The organism is Parasphingorhabdus sp. DH2-15, from assembly GCF_051668705.1.
GTDB lineage: Bacteria > Pseudomonadota > Alphaproteobacteria > Sphingomonadales > Sphingomonadaceae > Alterisphingorhabdus.
In genome coordinates this window covers 1,094,638-1,115,839 of record NZ_CP196351.1, presented here as the reverse complement: position 1 = coordinate 1,115,839, position 21,202 = coordinate 1,094,638, and the positions used below count along the sequence as shown (strand labels likewise).

22 protein-coding genes are annotated in these 21,202 nt (G+C 51.0%); 16 read left to right on the top strand and 6 right to left on the bottom strand.

The features are described 5' to 3' along the window. Positions 1–29: 29 nt before the first annotated feature. Positions 30–1,766, bottom strand: coding sequence for a DUF4153 domain-containing protein (locus ACR9YC_RS05175; RefSeq protein WP_438730787.1), 1,737 nt, complete (start codon positions 1,764–1,766; stop codon positions 30–32). 132 nt (positions 1,767–1,898) lie between these two features. On the opposite strand from ACR9YC_RS05175, the gene ACR9YC_RS05170 reads away from it, so the two are divergent. The 4 genes from ACR9YC_RS05170 (at position 1,899) to ACR9YC_RS05155 (ending at position 5,797) form a co-directional block, all read left to right on the top strand. Then, on the top strand, positions 1,899–3,008 hold the full coding sequence (locus ACR9YC_RS05170) for a DUF3089 domain-containing protein (RefSeq protein WP_438730784.1): 1,110 nt from the start codon (positions 1,899–1,901) through the stop codon (positions 3,006–3,008). Continuing rightward, on the top strand, positions 3,005–3,502 hold the full coding sequence (ruvX, locus tag ACR9YC_RS05165) for a Holliday junction resolvase RuvX (RefSeq protein WP_438730782.1): 498 nt from the start codon (positions 3,005–3,007) through the stop codon (positions 3,500–3,502). Before ACR9YC_RS05170 ends, ruvX begins: the two co-directional genes overlap by 4 nt. A 70-nt stretch (positions 3,503–3,572) precedes the next feature. After that, on the top strand, positions 3,573–4,565 hold the full coding sequence (locus ACR9YC_RS05160) for an aspartate carbamoyltransferase catalytic subunit (RefSeq protein WP_438730779.1): 993 nt from the start codon (positions 3,573–3,575) through the stop codon (positions 4,563–4,565). Beyond that, a complete protein-coding gene (locus ACR9YC_RS05155) occupies positions 4,562–5,797 on the top strand; it encodes a dihydroorotase (RefSeq protein ID WP_438730776.1) in 1,236 nt (411 codons plus the stop codon). The genes ACR9YC_RS05160 and ACR9YC_RS05155 overlap by 4 nt, the downstream gene beginning before the upstream one ends. Positions 5,798–5,814: 17 nt before the next feature. Here the strand turns inward: ACR9YC_RS05155 and ACR9YC_RS05150 are convergent, their stop codons facing one another. From ACR9YC_RS05150 to ACR9YC_RS05130, 5 genes are read right to left on the bottom strand one after another with little or no spacing between them, the layout of a single operon-like run. Continuing rightward, the gene (locus ACR9YC_RS05150; RefSeq protein ID WP_438730774.1) at positions 5,815–6,336 is read right to left on the bottom strand and encodes a DUF1254 domain-containing protein; all 522 of its coding nucleotides are present in this window, start codon (positions 6,334–6,336) and stop codon (positions 5,815–5,817) included. Next, entirely contained in the window at positions 6,333–6,917 is a 585-nt protein-coding gene (locus ACR9YC_RS05145) for a DUF1214 domain-containing protein (protein ID WP_438730771.1), read from the bottom strand. The genes ACR9YC_RS05150 and ACR9YC_RS05145 overlap by 4 nt, the downstream gene beginning before the upstream one ends. A gap of 45 nt (positions 6,918–6,962) precedes the next feature. Beyond that, positions 6,963–9,623, bottom strand: coding sequence for a pyruvate, phosphate dikinase (gene ppdK, locus ACR9YC_RS05140; RefSeq protein ID WP_438730768.1), 2,661 nt, complete (start codon positions 9,621–9,623; stop codon positions 6,963–6,965). Positions 9,624–9,676: 53 nt separating this feature from the next. After that, positions 9,677–11,746: a glycine--tRNA ligase subunit beta gene (gene glyS / locus ACR9YC_RS05135; RefSeq protein ID WP_438730766.1), complete on the bottom strand. Its 2,070-nt coding sequence runs from the start codon at positions 11,744–11,746 to the stop codon at positions 9,677–9,679. After that, positions 11,743–12,624, bottom strand: a complete 882-nt coding sequence (locus ACR9YC_RS05130) for a glycine--tRNA ligase subunit alpha (protein ID WP_438731603.1) — start codon at positions 12,622–12,624, stop codon at positions 11,743–11,745. The genes glyS and ACR9YC_RS05130 overlap by 4 nt, the downstream gene beginning before the upstream one ends. Before the next feature lie 410 nt (positions 12,625–13,034). On the opposite strand from ACR9YC_RS05130, the gene ACR9YC_RS05125 reads away from it, so the two are divergent. From ACR9YC_RS05125 to ychF, 12 genes are all read left to right on the top strand, one after another. Continuing rightward, positions 13,035–13,199: a hypothetical protein gene (locus ACR9YC_RS05125; protein ID WP_438730764.1), complete on the top strand. Its 165-nt coding sequence runs from the start codon at positions 13,035–13,037 to the stop codon at positions 13,197–13,199. Positions 13,200–13,237: 38 nt separating this feature from the next. Then, the gene (locus tag ACR9YC_RS05120) at positions 13,238–13,663 is read left to right on the top strand and encodes a hypothetical protein (RefSeq protein WP_438730761.1); all 426 of its coding nucleotides are present in this window, start codon (positions 13,238–13,240) and stop codon (positions 13,661–13,663) included. Positions 13,664–13,730: 67 nt separating this feature from the next. Further along, on the top strand, positions 13,731–14,174 hold the full coding sequence (locus ACR9YC_RS05115) for a hypothetical protein (protein WP_438730758.1): 444 nt from the start codon (positions 13,731–13,733) through the stop codon (positions 14,172–14,174). Then, entirely contained in the window at positions 14,171–14,605 is a 435-nt protein-coding gene (locus ACR9YC_RS05110) for a hypothetical protein (protein WP_438730755.1), read from the top strand. The genes ACR9YC_RS05115 and ACR9YC_RS05110 overlap by 4 nt, the downstream gene beginning before the upstream one ends. Further along, positions 14,602–14,814 (top strand): helix-turn-helix transcriptional regulator, encoded by a 213-nt coding sequence (locus ACR9YC_RS05105; protein WP_438730752.1) that lies wholly within the window; start codon positions 14,602–14,604, stop codon positions 14,812–14,814. Before ACR9YC_RS05110 ends, ACR9YC_RS05105 begins: the two co-directional genes overlap by 4 nt. Then, positions 14,807–15,463 carry a hypothetical protein gene (locus tag ACR9YC_RS05100; RefSeq protein WP_438730750.1) on the top strand — a complete coding sequence of 219 codons (657 nt, stop codon included), beginning with the start codon at positions 14,807–14,809 and terminating at the stop codon, positions 15,461–15,463. Before ACR9YC_RS05105 ends, ACR9YC_RS05100 begins: the two co-directional genes overlap by 8 nt. A gap of 51 nt (positions 15,464–15,514) precedes the next feature. Continuing rightward, a complete protein-coding gene (locus ACR9YC_RS05095) occupies positions 15,515–16,444 on the top strand; it encodes a TraB/GumN family protein (protein WP_438730747.1) in 930 nt (309 codons plus the stop codon). Between the two features lie 91 nt (positions 16,445–16,535). Next, entirely contained in the window at positions 16,536–17,435 is a 900-nt protein-coding gene (locus ACR9YC_RS05090) for a TraB/GumN family protein (protein WP_438730744.1), read from the top strand. Positions 17,436–17,589: 154 nt separating this feature from the next. Beyond that, positions 17,590–18,246, top strand: a complete 657-nt coding sequence (locus tag ACR9YC_RS05085) for a 50S ribosomal protein L25/general stress protein Ctc (RefSeq protein WP_438730741.1) — start codon at positions 17,590–17,592, stop codon at positions 18,244–18,246. Between the two features lie 183 nt (positions 18,247–18,429). Then, positions 18,430–18,999, top strand: coding sequence for an aminoacyl-tRNA hydrolase (gene pth, locus ACR9YC_RS05080; RefSeq protein ID WP_438730738.1), 570 nt, complete (start codon positions 18,430–18,432; stop codon positions 18,997–18,999). 38 nt (positions 19,000–19,037) lie between these two features. Next, complete coding sequence (locus tag ACR9YC_RS05075) at positions 19,038–20,039, top strand: SDR family oxidoreductase (RefSeq protein WP_438730735.1); 1,002 nt, start codon at positions 19,038–19,040, stop codon at positions 20,037–20,039. A gap of 56 nt (positions 20,040–20,095) precedes the next feature. Then, positions 20,096–21,196 carry a redox-regulated ATPase YchF gene (ychF, locus tag ACR9YC_RS05070; protein ID WP_438730732.1) on the top strand — a complete coding sequence of 367 codons (1,101 nt, stop codon included), beginning with the start codon at positions 20,096–20,098 and terminating at the stop codon, positions 21,194–21,196. The last annotated feature ends 6 nt before the right edge of the window (positions 21,197–21,202 follow it).

The following is a 21,202-nucleotide window of genomic DNA, read 5'->3' as shown; positions in this document are numbered from 1 at the left end:
TTGCTTAGGCTAACCGCAAAAATCTTAGTTTATTTAAAATATCTGCCCACAGGCTTGCCATCAACATAGACTTGGCGGCGTTCGATGGTGCGTATTTCAACCTTGGCATCGGCGGTGAGATCTTCCAAACGATCGCCGACATTATAATCGCTATCTTCATCCCATTCTCCATCACTTAGAGAATATGCAGATTGGCTCACCCTACACCGCGGGCAGGACTTTCCCAGCACGACAACATAGTCAGCATCCGCCCATATCGCAGTACAGTTTAGTGTATTGCATTCATCCGATAACCGCACTTTCTCACGCAAATCATCAGGTAAGGGGTCTCCTCCCTGTGCTATTATGATGTTGACTTTACGATCAATTTTGGCCTCTTTTTGATATTCCCAGCGGTTTTTAGTGGCCAATGCCTTTGCGGCCGAACCCGCGCGCTCGCCCTCTCCTGCGGCCATTTGCTTTGCCATTGCTCGACCAGTGGGTCCAAAGTCATTGGCCAAAGCATAATAGTCAAATTCTGCTTCCGACACTTTGCCTGAATCCAGCCGTGATAATTGATCACGCGCGGATATTGCGCCAAAATCGAGTAGCGGCAGCGACAAAAACAAAGCAACCAAACATAAGCCGATGGCAAGTTTGGTATTGGTTGAACGAACGAAACCCGCCCAACCAAAGACATTTTTTGCCATGCCAGCGCGAATGACGCTGACCCAATATGCCAATCCATAAGCCACGCCAATAGCAACAACCAACAGCCCCCAAAGACGTTCAGGCGTCAGGCCATATTGTTCAATACGCAGACCGGTCGAAACCACCGCAATAATAGCCAATGGCAAAATAACCACGGCTAAAATGATCGCAGAAATGCGCAGAATTATGGACTGGCTGGCCTCGCCCTCATTATTGCGGATAACCGCATTGGCCAAAATAACCGCGCCCACTGCGCAGCTTATCAATATTGGCGTTGCGGATTTGGTTGAGGACCATAATCCATCCAACCCAGTAAAAATCAATGAGACAAGAAATAGTCCTAAAGCAAAGGCCAAAAAGGGTGCCAAGATCGACAAGACGATCAACACAACATTTTGCAAAAGGCCCAATATACGGTCATTTTCCCGCAAAATGCCCAATGCCGCGCCAAAGGCTGCCCCGCTAAATGCCCAGCCGAAAAAGGCGTTTTCCAAAAGATCTATTACGAAGCCGAGACCTATGAGTTCAAAGAGCAACGCGATCAGCCATATTAAAAGCCAACTTAGCCCCGTAAAGGCCAGCGCACTAAAGCCTATAACCGTATCGGACCAACTGTAGAAATGCAGCCGATCATAGCTAAGCGCGCGTTGGTTTTCGCTCGGATTGTCACGCAAAGTCTGAAAAATGGGTGTTGCGATGATCAGCGCGAATATTCCTGCACCAAACGCAAAATTCCATTCAAAACCATATTGGCTATATCCACCAACCCAGTAGGCGACACCAGCCAGCACCACGCCCCAGGCGAGGCCAAAAACCACCGACCAAAGCCAGCGATCGCGCTCGAGAGAAAATGCTACGGCCAACCCGCCAAAAACGATGAATGTGCCTATCGCATACTGATATTGTTCAGCCTGCGCATTATAAGCAAAGGTATATTGACCCAACAAAGCCCAATAGAGAAAGCCGCAAACCGCTAATAATATCGATAATATGAAAGGCTTTGCTGGCCATATTGCGCGATTTATATCGCTACTATCCGCCATCTGGCTTTCGCCAGCCTCATTATTCCTGTCCATGGCTTTCATTCCCTCGTTCAGCCTCTATATTCCGTTCAAGATATACAGCTTAGCGACAAAATAAACGCAATTAACTGTTCTGCTCCTTAAAAGAGGGCGTAATCAGAGCATGGCATTTAAGGATTTGGTTTTTTGGCACGGAAATTTTTGTACATTATAGCGGCAATAATCGTGATCATATTGGCAGGCGCATTTGTACTGCGCATGTATCCCGGCGAACTGGCTGAAATAGTTTTCGTGCCTGATAGCGAATTTGTCGAGCAAGAGCTGATGGCAGAAAACGCATATTCAGCGCCCAAAATGTGGTTTTCGCGGCCAGATATTACCAAAGGCAATCCTGCATTATGGGTAGCGGATGGTTATGAAGCAGCTGACAGCGCTAAGGCGCAGGTCTTCTTTGTCCACCCCACCAGCTTCCTGAAATCCGATCAATGGAATGCGCCATTAGATGACAAGGAGTCACAAGACCGCGCGACAATCTTCATTCGCAGCCAGGCCAGCACTTTTAATGGCGCTGGTGACATTTGGGCACCGCGCTATCGTCAGGCTGCCATTGGCGCGTTTTTAACTGACAAGCCAGAAGCAGCGCAGGCTTTGGACGCGGCTTATAAAGATGTTGAGGCAGCCTTTGCGGAATTTCTGCGGCAAATCCCGGAAGATGCGCCCATCATATTGGCCGGGCATAGTCAGGGCGCTCTGCACCTCACCTATTTGATGCGCAATCGCATTGCCGATAAGCCTGTCGCTGAACGCATAGTGGCCACCTATATTGTAGGCTGGCCGGTATCCGTAACCAATGACGTGCCGCCAATGGGTTTGCCCATATGTGAAACGGCTGACCAAACCGGCTGTATATTGGGCTGGAACAGCTTCGCCGAGCCAGCGGATACATCGCTTATTCTGGATGTTTATGATGCGACCAATGGCTTTGATGGTCAGCCCCGCAAAGACCAGCCTATTTTGTGCACCAATCCTGTCGCTGGCATTCCCAATGTAGAAACAACCGCCGAGGACAATCTGGGCACACTGGTTCCCAATGCGAATTTGAGTGATGGCGAAATCGTCGCCGAAGCTGTGCCCGCACGGTGTGACGAACGCGGATTTTTGCTGATTGGCGATCCGCCCGAACTGGGCGCATATGTGCTGCCGGGCAACAATTATCATGTCTATGACTATCCGCTTTTTTGGGCCAATATACGCGCCGATGCAGAGCGGCGGGTTGCAGCATTTCAAACGCCATGAGCGAGCCCAACGCCAATATAGGCGCAGCCATTATTACCACCAGTGCGAGTGATTTCCGTGCCGCTCTCCCTATGGCAGGGCGGCTTATGGCGCTGGATATGGGCAGTAAGACCATCGGCGTTGCCTTTTGTGATGCCGGTTGGTCCTTTGCCAGCGCAGACAAGACCATGCCGCGCGGCAAATTTATGCGTGATAAAGAGCGGCTGAACGAGCATATCCAAAAACAAAATATTACCGGTATTGTGATCGGCCTGCCATTATCACTGGACGGACGCGACACACCGCAAACCCAGTCAACACGCGCCTTTGCCCGCAATCTAACGATTTTGGGCCTGCCCATTTTGTTATGGGATGAGCGCTGGTCAACATTGGCGGTCGAGCGTGAAATGATCGCCGCTGATATTAGCCGCGCCAAACGTTCGGCCCAAATTGATGCAAAGGCGGCAGAATATATCTTACAGGGGGCGATTGACGCTTTGGTCGCCCTGCCCTGAGTAATCATGGTTGATAGCTGTAGGATAAGACTTGCCGATTTCTCTCTGGCTGCGTAATGCTCCTATTTTAATGAATACGCAAAACACCGCTGACTATCCCACCTTTCCAGAAGGTGGAGATGCCTTTCGCCACGCCAATCTGCTTGGCATAGAAGGGTTGCAACCCTGGGAAATATTGTATCTGTTAAAAGAAGCAGAGCAATGGGTGGCTATGAACCGCCAATCCACCAAGCATGATGACCGGTTGGCAGGGCTGACGGTAATCAATGCCTTTTTCGAAAATTCGACCCGTACATTATTGTCGTTTGAAATTGCAGGCAAAAGGCTGGGCGCAGATGTCGTCAATATGCATGCGGCGCAATCCAGCATCAAAAAGGGCGAAACGCTTATCGATACAGCGGTCACGCTGAATGCCATGCGCGCTGATGCTATTGTCATCCGCCATGGCAGTTCCGGCGCGGTACAATTGATCGCAGATAAGGTAGATTGCCCCGTTCTCAATGCAGGTGATGGACAGCATGAGCACCCGACACAGGCCTTGCTCGATGCGCTCACTATAAAGCAGCGTCTGGGGCGGATATCCGGACTGACCGTGACGATATGCGGCGACATATTGCACAGCCGGGTAGCACGCTCCAACATCATCTGCCTGGCCACTTTAGGCGCAAAAGTTCGCGTTGCCGGACCACCTGCATTATTGCCCGATGGCATAGAAGTGCTGAGCGCCGAGGTATTTACTGACTTTGATGCGGCATTGGACGGCGCGGATGTAGTGATGATGCTCAGATTGCAAAATGAGCGTATGTCTGGACAGTTTATCCCTTCACCGCGCGAATATCATCGGCTTTACGGGCTAACACAGGAGCGGCTCGCCAAGGCTGCGCCTGATGCGCTGGTTATGCATCCCGGTCCTATGAACCGCGGTGTGGAAATTGACAGCGATGTTGCCGACAATATGGCGCGATCAGCAATCACTGAACAGGTGGAAATGGGCGTGGCTATGCGCATGGCCTGTCTGGATGTGCTGACCCGCAGAGCCCGCAAGATGGAGGGTTGGTCATGAACCAGAACGCCCTGACCATAACCAATGCACACTTAATTCTGCCGGGTGAAAAACAAGCCGTGAAGGGCAATGTGCGCGTAGAGGCTGACCATATTGTTGCGCTAGGTGATGTGCATGCTGAAGCGGATGACATTGTTGTCGATGCTAAAGGACAATATGTTGCGCCCGGTCTGGTTGATCTGGGTGTCTTCTCTATTGATAAACCCGCTTTCCATTTTGGCGGAATAACACGCGCTGCTCTGATGGCTGATCAAAACCCGCCACTGGACCATCCGGCAAGGGTACGCTTCGCCGCGCAATCGGGAAAGCCTGACTTTTGGGTTCACCCACTTGGCGGCGCAACACGCGACATGGCCGGTGAAAATATGGCCGAGCTGGCATTGATGAAAGATGCCGGTGCACGGGCGATCACCACTGGACGGCGCTGGATTGCTGATACCGGCATCATGCTACGCCTGATGCAATATTGCGCAATGCTGGATCTGCCTTTGATATTGCATAGCGAAGATCACGGACTAACAGGCGATGCTGTTGCAACAAGCGGCGAAATGGCGACGCGCTTGGGCCTTCCCTCTGCCCCCAAAGAAGCGGAGAGCATCGCTATAGAACGCGATTTAGCGCTTGGCCGGTTATCAGGCGCCCATCTGCATTTCCGGCAAGTAACAACGGAAGCAGGGCTAAAACTGATCCGTGCCGCGAAAAGCGAAGACATGCGCGTCACTTGCGGCATCACGCCAGCGCATTTCATGCTGAGCGAAGTCGCAATTGGTGAGTTTCGTACCTTTGCAAGATTATCGCCGCCGCTACGGCATGAATATGATCGCCAGGCCTGTCTGGAAGCGCTTGCCGATGGCACAATTGATGTCATTTCTTCAGGTCATGATCCACGCGGACCAGAGGATAAGCGTCTACCCTTTGCCGATGCACAGCCAGGTATGGCAGGCGCAGAAACATTATTGCCGCTAACGCTCAACCTTGTGCGCGATGGCGTGCTATCTTTGCCTGACGCGCTAGCAAAACTGACCAGTAATCCAGCACGGATATTGAACGTCAATGCCGGCATTCTGGCTACCGGCGCCGAGGCCGATATTATGATCTTTGCTGATGATAAGCCATGGATTGTCGATTCAGCAAAAATGGCCGCTGCTGCTGGCAACACACCGTTCGACAAAATGCCAGTACAAGGCCGCGTAACCGGTCTGTTCAAAGGCGGCAAGCAGATCGCGATTTAGACCGCAATAGCAGCAATTCATCCAACGATCTTGCAATCGGCACTGCGCCGCAACGGATCAAGTGCATCATATTCACCGCGATTATTCATCAAGATACGCACCAATGCGATGCCTTTCTGGCTGGGTGCAGCCACTATACGCCCTTCCCCGGCGGTGCCCTTATTGCTGAGCGTCAGACTGATAGGCTGGCCCTTGGTATCGCGGTCACTCTCAACAAAAAAGGCGTTGGTTTGATCGTCAAACATCGTCAGCGACCAATAATGATTGTCTATAGCCGGTACCGTGATAGCCAGATCGCCCTTGCTTAGGTCAAAGGTGCAGATGGAATAGATTAAATCCGGGCTAAGCCGCACGATACCGCGCCGCGCTGCGGATGGTAATGGCATATGGATCATCATATTGGGCGCGCCCGCGCGCTCGGTCACGCCATCCCATGCACGGCCCATAATATATCCGGGAGCCAGTGCCATAACGCCAAAATAACCAATAATAGCCGCGATAATCGCCAACACGATAGAGATAATGCCAGCCTTGCTCATGCGCTGCACTCCTGCCGTTCAATTGTGGGCAAGGCGGCGCTGCTTCTGTTTGCAAGCAAGCTATCCTCTGCATGATAGGCACGCAGCGTCAGATCAAAAGGCTCACCCTTAGCGACTGGTATCCATGGCAAGCCCGGTCCAGCAACATTGTCCGCGCCAACAGCAATGGTCCAATCAGATTGTTGATCCGCCGAGAAAGCGCCACTGCCAGCCGAATAATAGCCTGATCTATTGGGGATCAGATAATTATCTTTGCCATAAGCCGTGATACTCCACCAGCGCGCGGCCAGTGTTCCGCCTTTAATATGATAGGTGCAATTGCCATCGAGCATCTGCCCATCACTATCTTTAACGGCGTTATAATAAATGGCCTCACTATCGGGCAGCGCCAGCAATCCACGCAGTGCAATCACGGCGCGGGTCTGCAAACTGGCATCAGCAGAGCCAATATTTTCAGCCGTTTGCCACGGACCATTTTCAATCGATAATGTGCTGCTGCCAGACTTGATCTGCCAAGCAGCCAAGCCGCTGCCGCAAGCCAGCCCCAAAAACGGCAAAACCGCCAAAAATATCGCCTTCATATCCACCCCCTTTGCAGGGCGCGGCTATTTTGTCGCTACCCCAAATCAGCTTTTCAGCGCTGCCTGAGCCGCGGCCAAACGCGCGATAGGTACACGGTAAGGCGATGCACTGACATAGTCCAGACCGGCCGCTTCACAAAATGCGATACTGGCCGGATCACCACCATGTTCGCCGCAAATGCCCAATTTAATGTCACTGCGGGTTTTGCGGCCTTTTTCAACGGCAATCTCAATAAGCTGACCTACGCCTTCAATATCCAGACTGACAAATGGATCACGCGGGTAAATGCCTTTATCAACATATTGGCCCAGGAAACGCGCCGCATCATCACGGCTAACGCCCAATGTTGTCTGTGTCAGATCATTGGTGCCAAAGCTGAAAAATTCTGCATCATGCGCGATATTGTCCGCCATCAACGCTGCACGTGGCAGTTCGATCATGGTGCCGACCAAATATTCCAATACACGGCCTTTTTCCGCGAACACTTGAGCCGCCACATCGTCAACCACTGCCTTCATTAGCGTCAGTTCCTTGCGCGTCGCGACCAGCGGGATCATCACTTCAGGAATAGGCGCAGCGCCGCTTTCTTCAGCAACATCGCAGGCTGCTTCAAAAATTGCGCGTGCCTGCACCTCGTAAATTTCCGGATAGGTAACACCCAGACGACAGCCGCGATGGCCCAGCATCGGGTTAAACTCATGCAGTTCAGCCGACCGGCGTTTCAGCACCTCAATGCCAATACCAGCAGCCTCTGCCACATCGGCAAATTCGCTTTCGCTATGCGGCAAAAACTCATGCAGTGGCGGGTCAAGCAACCGGATGGTCACTGGCAATCCGGCCATGACACGGAAAATTTCAGCAAAATCACTGCGCTGTTCAGGCAGCAACTTGGCCAGAGCTTCGCGCCGCCCTTCTTCGCTTTCTGCCAGAATCATCTGGCGCACTGCGGTGATGCGACTGGCATCAAAGAACATATGTTCAGTGCGGCAAAGGCCAATGCCTTCTGCACCAAATTCACGTGCAACCGCGCAATCATTTGGCGTTTCGGCATTGGTGCGAACGCGCAGACGCCGAACACCATCCGCCCACACCATCAATGTGCCAAAATCACCGACTAGCTCAGGCTGTAATGTCGGCACTTCGCCCAGCATCACCTCACCTGTGGAACCATCAATGGTCAGCACATCACCGGCTTTCATAACGCGTGAGCCAATGGTCAGCGTTCCGGCATTGTTATCAATTGACAGTGAGCCAGCGCCAGAAACGCAAGGCCGCCCCATGCCGCGCGCAACAACCGCTGCGTGGCTGGTCATGCCGCCGCGCGCTGTCAAAATGCCTCTTGCGGCGTGCATGCCGTGAATATCTTCGGGGCTGGTTTCCACCCGCACCAGAATAACATCTTCGCCCATTTCGTTATGGCGCTCTGCGCTATCGGCATCAAAAACAATCTTGCCAGACGCTGCGCCCGGTGATGCCGGCAGGCCGGTTGTCAGCACATCACGCTTGGCATCCGGGTCCAAGGTCGGGTGCAGCAATTGGTCCAGCGCCATCGGGTCCACCCGCAAAATCGCTTCTTGCTCGCTAATCAGCTTTTCAGCAACCATATCAACAGCGATTTTCAGCGCCGCCTTGGCTGTGCGTTTGCCCGAGCGGGTTTGCAGCATCCAAAGCTGGCCGCGCTCCACCGTAAATTCGATATCCTGCATATCGCGGTAATGTGCTTCCAGCAGATCAAACACCCGCGCCAATTCAGCAAAGGTCTCGGGCATGGCTTCTTCCATGCTCAGCGGCTTCGCGCCTGCTTGCTCCCGCGCACTTTTGGTCAGATATTGCGGCGTGCGAATACCCGCCACCACATCCTCGCCCTGTGCATTGATCAGCCACTCACCATAATAGGCATGTTCACCGGTTGACGGATTACGGGTAAAGGCAACGCCTGTGGCCGATGTGTCGCCCATATTGCCAAATACCATGGCCTGAACATTGACCGCAGTGCCCCAATTGCCGGGAATATCATTCAGCTTGCGATACACTTTCGCGCGGTCCGCCTGCCAAGAGCCGAAGACAGCAGAAACTGCGCCCCATAGCTGGTCGTTAACGTCCTGCGGAAACGGCTTGCCCCATTGGGCCTCCACAATGGTTTTATACTCCGCGACCAGCGCCTGCCAATGGCTGGCTTCCATATCAGTATCAAGAAAGAAGCCATTATCTTCCTTCATAATCTCCAGCGCATCTTCAAACGCGTCATGGTCAAGACCCAAGACGACATCAGAATACATTTGCACAAAACGGCGATAGCTATCCCAAGCGAAACGCTCATCGCCGGAAATTTCAGCCAATCCGCGCACCGTTTCATCATTCAGGCCCAGATTGAGCACTGTGTCCATCATGCCGGGCATAGAAACCCGCGCACCAGACCGCACCGATACCAAAAGCGGATCGGCAGCACTGCCAAATTGCTTGCCCGTCACCGTTTCAATATGCGCGACTCCGGCCTTAACCTCTTCGATCAGGCTTTCAGGAAAACGCTCCCCCTCATCATAATAACGGGTGCACATTTCTGTTGAAATAGTGAAACCCGGTGGCACTGGCAGGCCGATCGCGGCCATCTCGGCCAGATTAGCGCCTTTGCCGCCCAGCAGGTTTTTGTCCTCTGCACTGCCTTCGGCAACACCGCCGCCAAAACGATAAACATATTGGGTCATGCTGATTTCCTTTTGCATGTTGGAGCATATCCCTGGGGAAGAATCATTGCTGCCTAGCCTTCAATTTTCGAAAAGTCTGCCACAGAATGTACGGCATCCCTGATCTCTTTTAACAATGCCAGCCTTGCGCTGCGCTTAGCCTCATCAGAGTCATTTACGGTTACATCGGTAAAAAATTGATCAATTGGTGCACGTAGAGATGCCAAGGCCTGCATGGCATCAGCAAATCGCTCCTCCGCCACAGCAGCAACAACCGCGGGCTTTGCGGTCGCCAAAGCAGTAATTAAAGCGGCTTCAGCAGGGTCTTTATGATAATCACCACGTGGTGCGGGTAAGCCATTATCCCCAACCTCTTTTTTCAGGATATTGGCAGCACGCTTATAACAAGCCAGAAGGTTGGTGCCGTCTTCTGTCGTTATAAAGTCTGTTAAAGCTCTTGCTCGCGCCTCAACCCGATCAACACGCATGTCATTTTGGCCCTGCCAAGTGCGTGAGGCATCAATGAAATCGAAGCGTATTCCTTGATCGCGCAATTGCACAGACAGCCTGTCGAGAAGGAAGTCTAACAATGTTGTCGCTAAGTTTGCATGCGGACGTCCATGCCAAGCATGAACGACCGTATCGATAGAAAGGTGCAGGTTATTCGCCTGTACCAATCGCAAATAACCAAGAGCCGCACGGCGCAAAGCAAAAGGGTCTTTCGATCCCGTCGGCATAATTTCAATTTTGAAAAAGCTCAGTAGATTATCAAGTTTATCAGCCAGACTTACGGCGACAGATATAGGTGCAGTTGGTACATCGTCGCTCGCTCCTACCGGCTTATAATGGTCGCGAATGGCATTCGCAACTTGCGGGTCTAGCCCCTCTTTCTCAGCATAATAGCCGCCCATCAAACCTTGCAGTTCAGGGAATTCACCAACCATTTCCGTGACAAGATCAGCTTTGCATAGCTGAGCCGCTTGGCGAGCAAAATTATGGTCTCCATTTGGTTCCTTGGCATCGAATACCAGCCACTCAGCCAACTTGGCTACACGGCCAACCTTCTGCGCAACCGTACCCAGCCTTTCATGGAACACAATATTGGAAAGTTTAGTGGCGTGAACGGCCAATGTCGTTTTCTGGTCCAGTTCCCAAAAGAATTTGGCATCGGCCAGGCGCGCCGCCAGCACTTTTTCATTGCCAGCAATAACTGCCGCACCGCCATCGCGCGCATCAATATTGGCCGTGCAGATAAAGGCCGGCGCAAGCGCCCCCTCTTTGTCCCTACAGATAAAATATTTCTGGTTCACCCGAGCGGTCAGCTGGATAACCTCTGGTGGCACGTCCAGAAAGGCCGGATCATATCGGCCGAGCAGCGGCACAGGCCATTCAGTAAGTCCGGCATTTTCTATCACCAGCCCTTCATCCTCAACCAGCACAAGGCCTGCATCAGCCGCTGCCTTGGCCGCGCCATCGCGGATGATTGCGGCGCGGCGCTCATGATCAACCAAGACATGACCGCCTTCCAGGCTGGCAATATAATCGCTGGCGCTGTTGATGGTGATGACTTCGCCTGCAAAGTGGAAGCGGTGGCCGATGGTCACGCGGTCGCTGGCAATGCCATCCACAGCACAGTCCACAATATCACTGCCCAATAATGCAATAATACCCTGTAATGGGCGCACCCATTTCAGGCTTTCGCTGCTGATGCTCGCTGCACCCCAACGCTGCGACTTGGGCCATGGGAAAGCGCGGACAATTGCGGGGATGATCTCTGCCAGCACATCGCTGGTGGCACGGCCCGGTGTATCAATGACAGCAAAATAGGTTGCACGGCCTTTAACATCGCGCACTTCCAATTGATCGCGCGACAGACCATTTTTGCGGCAAAACCCGTCTATAGCTTGAACGGGCGCAGCTGCTGGCGGGCCCTTAACCTTTTCACGTATGGCCTGTGTTTCATCCGGAATGTCCGCTGCGATCAAAGCCAGCCGGCGCGGTGTCGAATAGGTGGTGATGCTGGCCGCCTGCAAACCCGCATCAGCCAATTGCCCAGCAAATAACCGCTCCAGATCAGCACGCGCCTTTGCCTGCATGCGTGCCGGTATTTCTTCGGACAATAGCTCGAGAAGAAAATCGCTCATGCGGACCACTCCGGATATTGCTCAGCCCAGCGGTCTTTTTCCTTCGCCATATGCGCTTCACACGCACCGCGTGCCAGATCACGCACCTGCCCCATATATTTGGCGCGCTCTTGCACAGAGATGACGCCGCGTGCTTGCAACAGGTTAAAGATATGACTCGCCTTTATTGCCTGCTCATAAGCAGGCAGCGGCAAGCTGTTGCTCAGGCAGTTCTCACATTCCGCAGTCGCTTTGGTAAACAGATCAAACAAGATGGCAGTATCAGCAATTTCGAAATTCCATGCGCTCATCTGCTTTTCATTTTCCAGAAAAACATCGCCATAGCTAAAGCCGCCCTGCTCTTTTGGTAGGCCGTTAAAATCCAGATCATAGACGCTATCAACGCCCTGAATATACATGGCCAACCGCTCCAACCCATAGGTAAGTTCGCCAGCGACAGGCTTACAATCAAAGCCGCCCATTTGCTGAAAATAAGTGAATTGCGTCACCTCCATGCCATCGCACCAGACTTCCCAGCCCAGCCCCCATGCGCCCAAGGTCGGGCTTTCCCAATCATCTTCAACAAAGCGGATATCATGCAACAGCGGATCAATACCAATGACAGACAGGCTATCAAGATAAAGCTGCTGAATGTCAGAGGGTGAAGGTTTTAAGATCACCTGATATTGATAATAATGCTGGAGCCGCATCGGGTTTTCACCATAGCGGCCATCGGTCGGGCGGCGGCATGGCTGAACAAAGGCCGCATTCCATGGCTCAGGGCCGAGCGCGCGCAAAGTCGTTGCGGTGTGGAAGGTGCCTGCGCCCATTTCAATATCATAGGGTTGCAAAATGATGCAGCCTTGTTTGGCCCAGAAATTATGCAGTGTCAGGATCATATCCTGAAAGCTGAGCGGTTTGCTATCGGCAACAGGGGCAGAAGGTATCAGATTGGACAAGTCGGTCTATCTTTCGCAATTGCACAAATAATAGGATTATGCGCGGCTTTGGCGGATTGGCGTGCAAGGGTCAAGAATCGATAGCGACAAATAGGACAGATTCGCTGTGTAAACTTTGTCTGCTGCCCGCCTTCCCACCTGCCCGCCAGCAATCGATACAGCTTAAACCATAAGGCAGCATAAGCATAAAAGCGCGGAAAAACGTGTATTTTTGCTATCCAAACCTGATATTTGGTAATGCATAATAGACTAAATGTAATGTGTTGTTGACATTGTCAGCGAATCATATCATAAAGTAAGGGAAGCATGACATAGTGTCATTGTAAGACGACATTTGAAGGAGGATTATCATGAGCAAAACTTGTAAGATGAGCGAGCAAGACCGGAAAATGGCGTGGATCGCGGCCGGCACTATTCTGTTGCTCGCCATGGCAAAGAAAACCAATGAAGCAATGCTGCAATGGTATGACCGCGGTTTAGAAACCCTTGAAATTTTGGCAACTATGGTCGGCTAACGCGCCGGCACAATTGATAGCATATTGGGAGATATGAAATGACAGCCTCTATAGGCAAATCCACAAACTGTTCTGAAACTCTTATCTTGGAATATAATTACACGGCGGTTGCGTTTTTGGCGCTTTCTCCGGTGATAGCATTCTGGAATCCTTTATATAGCGATGCATCAAATACCAGCGGATGGAATGATGTAATCGCTGCCATAGCGGTACTTTTTAGCGGCCTGTTCGTAGCAATGAGTATATGGCGTAACCGTGAGCTTCACGGCGATGAGCTGTTTAGAAACCTTCGCGGCTCAGCAATGGGTATAGGCTTTCTGGTCACTGTAACGGGCTATGGTTTTATGGCTTCATTGGCTCCCATCATTCCTTACCCTAAAGCTGACACCATAATGGCTTTGATGTTGGCCAGTACGTCTGCAGCTTGGCTGTTTTTACAGCGGCGCTATCGATTAGAGAGTTGACGCTACAAATAGCCATATATTGCTGATCCAGAACCTTCATTTAATCCATCTCATTAGGGAATTAAAGATGAATACCCCGTCAAAACCGAGCTTCAAATTTTACGGAAAAAATAGTGCACGCACTATAACCGCGATGTTTGCCATGCTTTTCATTACTGGGTTGATGTTATTGGTAAGAAACAGCTTTGACGATATTGAGCCGATTGCCGATATCGCCAATCCATTAGCCAGCTCTTTGGCATTGATAATAGGCGTCCCGATAATCAGCTTTGGCCTAGTAATCGCGTCAAATCTCGATCGGCGTTGCACGGAGGATTATACCTTCCAGCTGATGGCGAATGCCGCGCAGGTTGCTGTTATCACTATGCTAGCGCTCAATCTGTTAAGCTCATTTGACTTTTTGAACGAGCTTACAGGCCTTCGCGAACTGCAAAAAGACGATATGATCGGCATCACCTTGGTGAGTTGGGCCACAGCATATTTCATCTTCCGGCAGCGAGGATTAAAATGATGAACAAAAACGCACTATATTTTCGATTGATAGACTTTGTCTCAATATCCTATTTTGGCTTAATAATATTATACTCTCTAGGCCTGCCCGGTTGGGCAAATATTTTGGAGACAGGTTTTACGCTTCTCGCAGGTTTAACTGCGCTGACCATTAATTTAGCCCGCCATGACGAATTTGCCCTTTTATGCCGCGACAACGCTTTCGCAGTATTAGGCCGAATGGCATTAATATCTGGTCCCTTCATAATGATTGCACTCGGTCCATTTGGCGCAGTCTTTCTGGATGGAATCACAGGGTCTGAATCTGGCTCAACATATGAACATCTTACGTTAATGGGTCCATTAAGAATTGGAGTGGCGATCTGGCTTGTCGCCTTCGGCATTTACCTCATCAGTTTCCAATGGGTCCGGTTTCGGGGTCAGTTCCAATGAAAAACCGACTAAAAGTGTTGCGGGCTGAAAGAGACTGGAGTCAGGCCGTTTTGGCCGAACAATTGGACGTATCCCGTCAGGCCGTTAATGCCATTGAAACAGGGAAATATGATCCTTCTCTGCCATTGGCGTTCAAAATCAGTCGGCTTTTTAATCAACCTATTGAAGAGATATTTGATGACGAATTTACAGGGGCAACCAATGGATAATATCGCAGAAGAAGCAGAATCATCTGGTATTTGGAAAATAATATCGATGGTCTTATTGGGAAGTCTGGCTCTATTTTCAGCAGCATTCATGTTAGGCTATTTTATAGGTCATTTTTCAAAAGAAAATCCAGAAATCACGATTAAGTTTATTGGTATATTATTGATAGGGTTATTGATTACTACTGTTAGTATTTTGTCTTTTATACGCCTTTATCGCTCACGCTCAGAAGCTATGGGGCCGATTACAAAAAAAGAGAAACTCAATCGTAATATTCTTATTATCGCCATGATATTAGGGGGTATAATCGGCCTGACCGTCGTGCTTGCTAGTCCGGATCTCGGACAAGATCCTTGGGTTATTTTCAGTGACTCACCGCTTCCTCCCGCCTTGGCAATTACTGTTTCGGTTTTGTGCGGATTATTGGTGCCTCTTTTAAGTTACTATTGGCACACAAAGGTAATCGACGAACAGGAAAGCTACGTTACCGCTCAAGCCGCAATATGGGCTCTATATGTCTATATGATTGCCACGCCAGTATGGTGGTTTCTTTGGCGTGGCGGCTTAGTGCCAGAGGTTAATGGATTGCTTGTTTACTTCGCAACCACTTTAATATTCGGCATATTATGGCTGAAAAACAAATATGGCTAATTATGGATCAATACAAATTACGCAAAACCAATTCACACTAAGGAGAATATCATGACATTTAAGTTTCATAAGACATCACTTTTCGCACTCAGCATGGCGCTCTCTAGCTTTGCATTTGCAAGCACTGCCCCTGCCATGGCGCAACAAACAGAAACGCCACCGGCAGCGACCGAAACAGTTGATATTGACCCTGCATTATGGGTGCTAAAAGATGAAGATACGACAATATATCTGTTCGGCACAGTCCATGTTTTGAAACCAGGTTTAAGCTGGTTTGATGAAGCCGTGAAAGACGCCTTTGACAGTTCTGACGAGCTGATTTTGGAAGTTGTTGAGCCCGATCAGACCGAAATGCAGAAACTGGTGTTTTCACTGGCAGTTGATAGCGAAAACCCACTACGCTCCAAATTGAATCCAGAGCAACAGGGCATTTATGACAATGCCATGACCTCTCTGGGTTTGCCCGGCAATGCTTTTGATCAATTCGAGCCCTGGTTTGCCGGAATAAATCTCGGTATCCTTCCCCTTTTAAAAGCTGGCTATGATGTCAATAGCGGTGCTGAAAAAGTGCTGGCGCTAGAAGCGAAAGCAGCGGGCAAAACAATCGGACAATTGGAAACAGTTGAGCAACAACTTGGTTACTTTGATGGATTACCTGAAAAAAGTCAGGTGGAATTTCTTATTGATAGTGCCGCAGCGGTTGACGATACCACAACACAGATTGATACTATGGTTGATTTCTGGGGCAGCGCTAATGTTAAGAAACTAGGCGATTTTCTGCACGCCAGCCTAAGCGATGAAGCTATTTACGACGCCTTGTTGACAAAACGTAATGCCAATTGGGTGGAGTGGATCAAAACCCGTATGGACAAGCCAGGTACGGTTTTCATTGCTGTCGGTGCTGGCCATTTGGCCGGAAAAGATAGCGTTCAGGCCATGTTGAGCGCAAATGACCTGAAGGCAACCCGCATAGAATATTGATACTGCGTAATATATGCTTTTACGGGCCGGATAGTCAGACTATCCGGCCTTTTTTCTTGCAAATTAGCGGCTCTGTAGACAATTGGAACCTATGCGGCATTTTCTCATCCTTTTTATGATAGCAGCTTTGGCAGCTTGCTCCGGCCCATCCCCCGTTACGGACGATTGGGCGGATATGCCGAGCAAGCAAGAGCCTGCCCTATGGCAAGTCAGCAAGGGTGGGAAAAAGGCTTATCTGTTTGGCACTATCCATGCGTTGCCCGCGGATATTATGTGGTATGGCCCTGAAATAGCCAAACACTTTGACACTGCAGACATTTTGGTGATGGAGATTGACGCTAAAGTTGAGGGCAACGCCATTGGCGTGGCCTTGCAGCAATTGGGCAATACCAAAGGCCTTGGCCCAGTTCGACAAAGAATAGACCCGGATTTGCATGATGAGCTAACCGCTTTGCAAAAGGCTGGTGGATGGGAAGATGGTATCTTTGCCAATCGCGAAGACTGGGCCGCCGCACTTGCCTTGGCCAGCATGGCGACACAAGGTTTGCGCGTAAATGGCAAATATGGTGTCGAGAAAATATTGGGTGGCAAGGCCCGCTCCGCCAATAAGCCAATTATTGCTCTGGAAACCGCGACCATTCAATTTGGCTATTTCGATCGTTTGGCACCAGAGGCGCAAAAGGCCATGCTGGAATCCGTCATCGCCGAAGCGCAGAATGCCAAAGCCGCCTATCGCAAGCTATTGGCCAACTGGTTAACTGGCAATGTTGCTGAGCTTGCGCTAAGCGCCAAGAGCGGCCTTATGCATACAAAAGATGTCCGCCAATCCCTGTTGACGGATCGCAACCGTGATTGGCACGCAAAGATCATCGCCATTATGAACAAAGGGCAAACCCCTTTCATTGCCGTTGGCGCCGCTCATCTGGCCGGCCATGACAGTGTGCAGCAAATGTTGAGCGAGAGCGGATATACAATCACAAGGCTGCAATAATATCCTATCATTACGCGCTGCAATGCCATGATATGCACTCTTTCCTTGCCAAATGCCACGCTTTGCCGTAACCGCGCTCATCCCTGCGGCTTTGGTCACCCTGGAGGCGAAGCAGAGCATGGACCAACATAAGTAATTTTTTGGAGACAGTATAATGAGCGATCAGCTTACCCTGTCGGCCGAGCAGCGCGAGAAAGCAGGCAAGGGAGCCTCTCGTGCGCTGCGTCGTGAAGGCCGAGTACCCGCCGTAATCTATGGCAATAAAGAAGACCCCGCCCTCCTCCATGTGGAAGAGCGTGAACTGAACAAATTGCTTGGCACCGGCCATTTCATGAACTCTTTGATCATGGTCGAAGTTGACGGCAAAGCCGTACGCACCCTGCCAAAAGATGTTGCTTTTCATCCGGTTACCGATCGCCCTCTCCATGTTGATTTCCTGCGCCTATCGAAAGATGCGACTGTGGACGTTTCTGTTCCAGTGATCTTTGTCAACGAAGACGCATCACCTGGCCTGAAGCGTGGCGGCGTTCTCAACGTTGTCCGTCATGAGCTGGAATTGGTTTGCGATGCTTCACGCATTCCCGATGAGATTGAAATTGACGTTACCGGCCTTGATGTTGGCGACTCAATCCACATTTCTTCGGTCAAACTGCCTGAAGGTAGCGAATCGGCCATTACCGATCGCGACTACACCATTGCTACGGTTGTTGCTCCATCTGCGTTGAAACGTGCTGATGGCGAAGCCAGTGCCGAAGCCGGTGAAGGTGAAGAAGCAGCTGAAGGCGGCGAAGCAACAGACGGCGATAGCTAATCTGTTTCAGCAGGCTTTAAGCAGGCTTTAATTGCCTCTAACACAAAAATACCGTTAGTATTCGGGTGCGCCGAATAACAGACCATTTTATAAATGGCATTGTTATTCACCGCACTTGGAACTGGCGGTTTTTTGTGTCTATCGTCCACGATATGATCTGCCAATAAAATGGAGAATGATGCGATGCAATTATGGGCTGGCCTGGGTAATCCCGGCGCAGAATTTGCAATGCAACGCCACAATGTTGGCTTCATGGTGTTGGACGCTATTGCTGAAGTGCATGGTTTTGCCGCGCCCAAACAAAAGTTTCGCGGTTGGGCAATTGAAGGACGCATTGGAAGCGAGAAACTTCTTTTGCTGAAACCAGCAACATTTATGAACCGCTCTGGTGAAGCCATTGGTGAAGCCATGCGCTTTTACAAGCTGGAGCCGCAAGACGTAACAGTCTTTCACGATGAGCTGGACCTTGCACCCTTCAAAGTGAAGGTAAAACAAGGCGGCGGTACCGCGGGGCACAATGGCCTGCGTTCAACGGACACGCATATCGGTCCGGACTTTCGCCGAATACGTATCGGCATCGGCCATCCCGGCAACAAGGCACGCGTCAATGGTCATGTTTTAGGCAATTATAAAAAGCATGAGTTGGACCCGCTTGCTGATATGCTTGGCGCTATGGCGGCCGAAGCCCATTGGCTGGCGGAAAATGACAATGCCCGTTTTATGAGCGATGTGGCGCTGCGCCAGCAAGAATGATATGCTGCGGCAACACCAGATAAACGGAAACGCCCATAATGTCCAAAATCAACCGTCGCCAAATGCTTGCCCGAACAGCTGCCGCCAGCACTATCGCCATCGCCAGCACGGCATCATCAGCACTGACGCCCGCGCCAGAGAAAAGCGCCAATATGGTTGGAAAATCGGTTCTGATCACAGGCTCATCGTCCGGCTTTGGCTATTTATCGGCCCAGCTTTTTGCCAGCAAAGGTGCGCATGTTATCGCCACCATGCGCAACCTGCCGCGTAAAGAAGCCGATGATTTGCGGGCAGAGGCCGATGAAAAGGGCTGGCGTCTCGATATCGTAGATATTGATGTATTGTCAGACGCATCTGTGACCAAAGGCGTTGCCCAAGCCGAACAGCTGGCGGGCGGCGCCATTGATATTCTGGTCAACAATGCGGGTATTGGCATTGTGGGGCCCGTCGAATTGCAGGATATGGACGCCACCAAATTGGCCTTTGACACCAATGTCTATGGCTATCACCGGCTGGTCAGAGCAGTATTGCCCGCTATGCGCGCGCAGAAATCGGGGCATATCTTCCATATTTCTTCACAACTGGGCCGCGTTATCGTGCCCGGTGCAGGCCATTATTCCGCAACCAAATTTGCCGTAGAAGCGATGGGCGAGCAATTGGCTTATGAACTAGTACCGCACAATATCGGCGTGACGATTATTCAACCCGGCGGCTACCCGACGAAAATTTGGCAAAACCGCAATGTCTATACTGCTGCCTTACGCGACCGTGTGTCGGAGGAACGTAAATCGGCTTATCCCGCCTTGGTTGCGCGTATGGGCACGGAAGATGGCTCTGGCCGCAATGCCGACCCGATGGATATTCCCAATGCCATGGCCGCAATTTTGGCAATGCCGGTTAGTGAGCGCCCTGCCCGCCGCGCGATACACCCCGGGCGCAAACCCCAGGAAGCCATCAACACGGTCGCTGCTGATACACAGGTAGCTTGGCTCGGTGGATCAGCTTTCGGCCCGTGGATTAAAGCCGTTCACAACAGTTGACCTTTGCCAGATGACGGGCCAAAGCGTCGCCAACAGATTTATGAAGGCAATCATCCATGGGTTTTAAATGCGGTATTGTCGGTCTGCCCAATGTTGGCAAGTCGACCCTTTTCAACGCTCTTACAGAGACACAGGCGGCGCAAGCGGCCAACTATCCCTTTTGCACAATTGAACCGAATGAAGGCATTGTGGCCGTGCCCGATACGCGGCTCGACACTATCGCCAAAATTGCTGGCAGCGCCAAGGTTATCGCAACGCAATTGACCTTCGTCGACATTGCCGGATTGGTGAAAGGCGCGAGCCAGGGCGAAGGATTGGGCAACCAGTTTCTGGGCAATATTCGCGAGGTTGATGCCATTGTCCATGTGCTGCGCTGTTTTGTTGATGATGATATCCAGCATGTTTCCAACCATGTCGACCCGATTGCCGATGCAGAGGTTGTCGAAACCGAATTGCTGCTTGCCGATATGGAAAGTTTGGAAAAGCGTGTCCCCGCCTTACAAAAGCGCGCCAATGCTGGTGACAAGGATGCAAAAGCAAGTGCTTCGGTTTTGGCTAAGGCGCTGGATTTACTGCGTGATGGCAAACCGGCACGGCTCACCGAACCTGCGAATGAAGAAGAAGAAAAGATGCTGGCTCAGGCACAGCTCTTAACCTCTAAACCTGTTCTCTATGTTTGTAATGTGGATGAGGGCAGCGCTGAAGCCGGTAATGAATATAGCGCGTCAGTTTTCGAACGCGCACAGGCTGAGGGCGCTCAGGCGGTTATTGTGTCTGCCGCAATAGAGTCTGAACTGGTCGGCATGGAGCCAGATGAAAAACAGATGTTCCTGGAAGAAATGGGCTTGAATGAAACCGGCCTGGCACGGGTCATCCGTGCGGGTTATGCCTTGCTGAACCTACAAACCTTCTTCACCGCTGGCCCCAAAGAAACCCGAGCATGGACCGTTGAACGTGATGCAAAAGCCCCGCAAGCGGCTGGTGAAATCCATAGTGATTTTGAGCGCGGTTTTATTCGTGCCGAAACAATCGCCTATGATGATTATGTCGCGCTTAATGGCGAAAGCGGTGCCCGCGATGCAGGCAAGTTACGGCAAGAAGGCAAAGAATATGTTGTCAGCGACGGTGACATCATGCTGTTTAAATTTAACGTTTAACAGCAT

Coding starts and splice junctions, on each gene's coding strand:
- ACR9YC_RS05175 (WP_438730787.1), bottom strand. CDS start 1,766: ATGGACAGGAATAATGAGGCTGGCGAAAGCCAGATGGCGGATAGTAGC.
- ruvX (WP_438730782.1), top strand. CDS start 3,005: ATGAGCGAGCCCAACGCCAATATAGGCGCAGCCATTATTACCACCAGT.
- ACR9YC_RS05160 (WP_438730779.1), top strand. CDS start 3,573: ATGAATACGCAAAACACCGCTGACTATCCCACCTTTCCAGAAGGTGGA.
- ACR9YC_RS05155 (WP_438730776.1), top strand. CDS start 4,562: ATGAACCAGAACGCCCTGACCATAACCAATGCACACTTAATTCTGCCG.
- ACR9YC_RS05150 (WP_438730774.1), bottom strand. CDS start 6,336: ATGAGCAAGGCTGGCATTATCTCTATCGTGTTGGCGATTATCGCGGCT.
- ACR9YC_RS05145 (WP_438730771.1), bottom strand. CDS start 6,917: ATGAAGGCGATATTTTTGGCGGTTTTGCCGTTTTTGGGGCTGGCTTGC.
- ppdK (WP_438730768.1), bottom strand. CDS start 9,623: ATGACCCAATATGTTTATCGTTTTGGCGGCGGTGTTGCCGAAGGCAGT.
- glyS (WP_438730766.1), bottom strand. CDS start 11,746: ATGAGCGATTTTCTTCTCGAGCTATTGTCCGAAGAAATACCGGCACGC.
- ACR9YC_RS05130 (WP_438731603.1), bottom strand. CDS start 12,624: ATGATCCTGACACTGCATAATTTCTGGGCCAAACAAGGCTGCATCATT.
- ACR9YC_RS05125 (WP_438730764.1), top strand. CDS start 13,035: ATGAGCAAAACTTGTAAGATGAGCGAGCAAGACCGGAAAATGGCGTGG.
- ACR9YC_RS05120 (WP_438730761.1), top strand. CDS start 13,238: ATGACAGCCTCTATAGGCAAATCCACAAACTGTTCTGAAACTCTTATC.
- ACR9YC_RS05115 (WP_438730758.1), top strand. CDS start 13,731: ATGAATACCCCGTCAAAACCGAGCTTCAAATTTTACGGAAAAAATAGT.
- ACR9YC_RS05110 (WP_438730755.1), top strand. CDS start 14,171: ATGATGAACAAAAACGCACTATATTTTCGATTGATAGACTTTGTCTCA.
- ACR9YC_RS05105 (WP_438730752.1), top strand. CDS start 14,602: ATGAAAAACCGACTAAAAGTGTTGCGGGCTGAAAGAGACTGGAGTCAG.
- ACR9YC_RS05100 (WP_438730750.1), top strand. CDS start 14,807: ATGGATAATATCGCAGAAGAAGCAGAATCATCTGGTATTTGGAAAATA.
- ACR9YC_RS05095 (WP_438730747.1), top strand. CDS start 15,515: ATGACATTTAAGTTTCATAAGACATCACTTTTCGCACTCAGCATGGCG.
- ACR9YC_RS05090 (WP_438730744.1), top strand. CDS start 16,536: ATGCGGCATTTTCTCATCCTTTTTATGATAGCAGCTTTGGCAGCTTGC.
- ACR9YC_RS05085 (WP_438730741.1), top strand. CDS start 17,590: ATGAGCGATCAGCTTACCCTGTCGGCCGAGCAGCGCGAGAAAGCAGGC.
- pth (WP_438730738.1), top strand. CDS start 18,430: ATGCAATTATGGGCTGGCCTGGGTAATCCCGGCGCAGAATTTGCAATG.
- ACR9YC_RS05075 (WP_438730735.1), top strand. CDS start 19,038: ATGTCCAAAATCAACCGTCGCCAAATGCTTGCCCGAACAGCTGCCGCC.
- ychF (WP_438730732.1), top strand. CDS start 20,096: ATGGGTTTTAAATGCGGTATTGTCGGTCTGCCCAATGTTGGCAAGTCG.